4 protein-coding genes are annotated in these 4,842 nt (G+C 44.3%); all 4 read left to right on the top strand.

The annotated features are described in order from the left end of the window. On the top strand, positions 1-142 hold a 142-nt coding region (locus RDO37_RS02025; protein WP_308497941.1), incomplete at its 5' end, for a flagellin. A gap of 88 nt (positions 143-230) precedes the next feature. Beyond that, positions 231-1,148, top strand: a complete 918-nt coding sequence (locus RDO37_RS02020; protein WP_308497940.1) for a putative metalloprotease CJM1_0395 family protein — start codon at positions 231-233, stop codon at positions 1,146-1,148. A gap of 280 nt (positions 1,149-1,428) precedes the next feature. Beyond that, the gene (locus RDO37_RS02015; protein ID WP_308497939.1) at positions 1,429-2,310 is read left to right on the top strand and encodes a putative metalloprotease CJM1_0395 family protein; all 882 of its coding nucleotides are present in this window, start codon (positions 1,429-1,431) and stop codon (positions 2,308-2,310) included. Positions 2,311-2,789: 479 nt separating this feature from the next. Beyond that, entirely contained in the window at positions 2,790-4,361 is a 1,572-nt protein-coding gene (locus RDO37_RS02010) for a Na+/H+ antiporter NhaC family protein (protein ID WP_308497938.1), read from the top strand. Positions 4,362-4,842 lie beyond the last annotated feature (481 nt).

Here is a 4,842-nt window from a genome sequence, read left to right as displayed (position 1 = left end):
TGCTCGCAGCCGTATTCGTGATGCTGATTTTGCTGAAGAGTCTGCTAACTTATCTCAGCAGTCCATCATCCAGCAGGCAGCCGCTTCAATGCTGATGCAGGCTAATACCCGTCCTCAGCTTGGCTTAAGCTTACTTGGTTAACATTTATAACTTAAGTAAAAATCTTCTTTTATAGTTTGTTCTAAGGCAGCTTGTTAGCTGCCTTTTTAGCATCTGAAAGGAGGCTCTTATGCTCCCGATCTCTATTAGCAATAGTCGTGATCTTCAGCGTAGCGATGCTAAGTTAAATAGCGATCGCTCTGTGCAAGGCCATGCATCTAAAGCTGCTCAGAGTGTTTTTGCAAGTAGCGATGATGTCATTGACTTACATAGCTTCAAAGCAGCAGCTACTTCTCCAGAGCTAATGGGCATGTGCCGTAATAAGGCAAGAAGTGCTTATCTTAACTTTGGCAAACAAGAGGCTGAAGAAGAGTTCAAAAATCAGCTGTTTGCGTCTGTTGCGGAGAATAAGAAAAAGCTTTCTGCATTAGGCCGTAAAGAACTCACACCTGAAGAGTATCGCAAAATCGACTCTCTAAAAAAGCAAGAGCTCAAGGTCATGGCAAAGGTCAATGCGAGACTAGCTGCAGGCGGTGATCTTTGTGAAAAGCCACGCTTCAAATACGAGACTGGTCCTGATGGCAAGCGCTACAAGACAGCTGGTGAAGTCAAGATTGATATATCTCCTTGCAAGACACCTGAAGAGACAATCTCGAAGATGCATCGTGTCATGAAAGCTGCTTTAGCTGGTGGCGAACCAACTGAGACGGATAGAGCTATTTATAAAGAAGCTCAACGCCTTGCTCAAATTGCGCAAAACATGCTGATGCATGAGCGTATGCAACGTAGCAAGGAAGAACAAGAGAAGATCAAAAAGGAAATTGCAGCTCGCAATGGTGATGCCGACAAGTCTAGACGTGGAGGCAAGATACTGCGTACTTTTGATGAGATTCCTGCAAACGCCTCTGGCGTTGCCATGCCTTCAAAACCACATATAAATCTCCAGCCTAACATCGATTCAGGCAATGTGTCAGCAGGTGCTACACCTTCTGCAGGTTCTACACCTTCGGTCGATGCATCTGTTGAGGCTCCAGTAGCAAGCTCCTGATACTTGTCTTAAGTTATTGAGGAGCTTGTGCGACGCTTTATATGCGGAGTATGCGGCGTGTTTTGTTGTGTGTTTTGTTGTGTTTCGTCAGCTTGTTTTGGTAAGCACTAAATTTGCTATTGCTAATAGCGATATACAGTAGTGTGATGCATGGTTTAACTTGCTCACACAACTTGTCTTAAAGCCCATTTGTATGGGTATAATAGAATATCTACATTCGGCTGGTAGTCGATACCTATGTATGATCAAACCATTCAGCCGTCTAATTGGAGAGTCACAAATGGCAGCAATCGGCGGAATTAATAGCAATCAATATAATGTCCTCATCAATACTCAAAAGAATGATGCTCAGGGCATTAGCGGTGCTCAGAAGAATGATCGAGTACAAGGTCAGACTCAACAGACTGAGGTAAGAGTAGCTACTCCTAATACTCAGCAGAATCAGACTAGCGATAATCACTTTGCTCATCAGCACCATATTGCTTTCAATGCTTACCGTAATTTTGGTAAGGAAGCAGCTCCAGCTACTACAGACAAAGAGCAAGGTGTAGTAGATGTAGAAGGTGAAGTAGTCGATACTAAGAGCGAAACTCAAAAGCCTGCAGAACAGGAAAAGAAAGTTTCAAACGAGCAAAAGAAGCCTAATGGTGAAGAGTTCACTGAAGAAGAGTTACAGCAGATTGAGGACATGAAGGCCCGTGATCAGGAAGTACGTGTTCACGAGCAAGCCCACAAATCCGCTGGTGGCCAGTATGCAGCTTCTCCAACTTACACATATGAGACAGGTCCAGACGGCAAGCGCTACGTTACCGATGGTGAAGTAAGCATTGATGTAGGCGAAGAGTCTGATCCTCAGGCTACTATCGACAAGATGCAGGTAGTCAAGCGTGCAGCCATGGCTCCTGCTGAACCATCTAGCGCCGATCGTCAGGTTTATGCAGATGCCTCCCGAAAAGAAGCTGCTGCTCGTCAGGAGTTAGCAGAGGAAAAGCAAAAAGAGAGCGAGGAGCGCATTGAGAAGGCTAAGGAAGCTATTGGCGCTGACAGCAAGGCTGAACCAAAGAGTAAGGACAGTAGCGCTACTGAAGATGCTAAGGATAAGCTCAATCCAGAGAACATGCCTAAGCCTAAGAGCGCTGAGCCTGCCTCATTAGAGCAGTAATTATTGCTTTAGAGCGCGATTCTTGAGGCTTTGTGCTGCTTATACTAGTTTTTTTATAAAGGCCCGCATTTGCGGGCATTTTTATCTGTAGACCATGCTTTTGCTTGTGTGCAGTCAGTTTTCGTAGTTTACCGTAGCATTATTTGCACATATATGGTGCAATTTTTAGCATATGGTAAGGTCGATTAGGTTAGATTGCTATATCTGCACTATATATGTGCATTAATGGCTTGATACACACTGCATGCTATAATTGCGTGCACTTTCATCTTGCATACAAGCGCATTGCTTAATCATTGTGCAACTTTGCAAGTCTTGTAAATTAACTAGCTCGCTTGTCGTCGCGAGCTGCACAGCACGTATTAGTCTTAAGAAAGCTTAGCGCTTAAAGCGTTAGGCTGTTTAGTTGCGTCTGAATATCAAGTTTTTGAGTTTGACCATTCTTAAGAGAGCTGTGCATAAAGGATTGAGGTCGACTCATGGAACCGTATTACGCTGGTTGGCTATCCATTTTGCCACCTGTGATTGCTGTGGTCTTAGCGCTGATTACCAAGGAGGTATTCTCATCCCTCCTTATCGGTATCTTAAGCGGTACTCTGATCTATACCTTAGGTATGGGTCAAGATTTCACTATCATTTCAACAGTGCAGAACGCCTTTACAGTGATGGTCAACAAAGTTGACTTCAACATTGTTATCTTCTGTTCATTGCTGGGCTCGTTAGTGTACGTAATCGCCATGGCTGGCGGTTCTCGTGCTTATGGCGACTGGGCTACTAAGAAGATTAAGAATCGTAAGAGTGCTCTGTTATCTACTTCATTCTTAGGCGCATTCATCTTCATTGATGACTACTTCAACTGCTTAACAGTTGGTACCGTTATGCGTCCTATCTCTGATAAGTATCGCATCTCACGTGCTAAGCTTGCTTACATCATCGACTCTACTGCCGCTCCAGTCTGTATTATTGCCCCTATCTCTTCATGGGCAGCTGCAGTTGGCTCTAACCTCAAGAGCACTGGTGCTTTCGAGTCTGAGATGGAAGCATTCATTTCAACCATCCCTTGGAACTTCTACGCCCTGCTGTGCTTAACCATGGTTGTCTTAGTTGCCTTAGGTAACTTTGACTTTGGTCAGATGCGCCGCGCAGAAATCGACGCTATTAAGAATGGCGTTGAAGGTGGTGCAAGCAACGATCACGACAACATCGACGTAGTTACCGATAAGGGTGGCGTACTCGACATGATCGTACCTATCCTTGCTCTCATCGTATTTGCAGTGTTATCTCTGCTCTACGTTGGTGGATACTGGGGTGCTGATCCTGCCTACCACACATTAGGCGGTGCTTTTGGTAACACCTCTGCTGGCCCTGCTCTGGTTATGGCATCTTTTGCAGCTTTAGTTGTTGCCTTCGTAATGTTCGTTTGCCGTCGTCTCCTGACCTTAAAGCAGTTCATGAACGGCGTGTTAAAGGGCATTCAGGCCATGATCCCTGCCAACATGATTCTGGTATTAGCTTGGACCATTTCCGGTGTTTGCCGTGACTTACTCCAGACTCCAGTATTCATCTCTGGCATCGTTGAGAACGACATGGGGCTGTTAGGTAACTTCTTACCTGCCATCATCTTCGCAATTGCTGGCTTCTTATCATTCTCCACTGGTACTGCATGGGGTACTTTCGGTATTCTCATTCCTATCGTGGTTGTAGTAGCTCAGGCAATCGATCCAACTGGTGCTCTTATCACCATCACTCTTTCTGCTACCTTAGCAGGCTCAGTATTCGGTGATCACTGCTCCCCAATTTCAGATACCACGATTCTCTCCTCAGCAGGCTCAGGCTGCGTACACATTGAACACGTTTCAACCCAGCTGCCTTTTGCCCTGATTGTTGCTTCATCTGCTTTCTGTGGTTACGTCGTTGCAGGTTTCACTCACAACCTCTTCTTAAGCTTAGCCACTGGCTTAATCATTATGGTTGCCGTTCTTTCTTACTTACACTTCCGTAATGCTAAGTTAGAAACTTATGAAGAGCATGCAGCTAAGAATCCAGTTTAGTTGCTAGCATCTTAGATAATCTAAGATACTCACGAAAAAGCCGCTCATTGAGCGGCTTTTTCTATTGATGGACACTACATTTGCTGTTTTTTATAAACTCATTACTTTTCACTTTTAGGCCTTTGCTTAAGTTCATTATTCCTATCTTGATCCAGTCTTAATTAGTGTCGCTTCTAAGGCTCTACTCTTACTTCTTTCTTAGCTGCCTGTATTCGTATTGGATTTCCTCTTGAGCTTGCTGAGTCAGAGTGTTGAAGTGCCACAGATAGACAGTAGCGCAGGTACCGTATGGACTAAAATGCTTTGCATATGGCGCTACAAAGCTCTCTAATTCTTTCTTGTGTTGTAGGCAATGTTTTTTTCCTGCACAGTGACAGTATTAATTTTCCGCTATTTTTGTGAGCACTATCACGATTTTAAGTGATTTTTAAAAATTTTTCTTCCGTTTTAGCTTTTTTTTCTCTATCTTGCTGGCCCTTAT

The organism is uncultured Anaerobiospirillum sp. (assembly GCF_902485895.1).
Taxonomy (GTDB): Bacteria; Pseudomonadota; Gammaproteobacteria; order Enterobacterales; family Succinivibrionaceae; genus Anaerobiospirillum; species Anaerobiospirillum succiniciproducens.
This window is presented reverse-complemented; position numbering and strand designations above follow the sequence as displayed.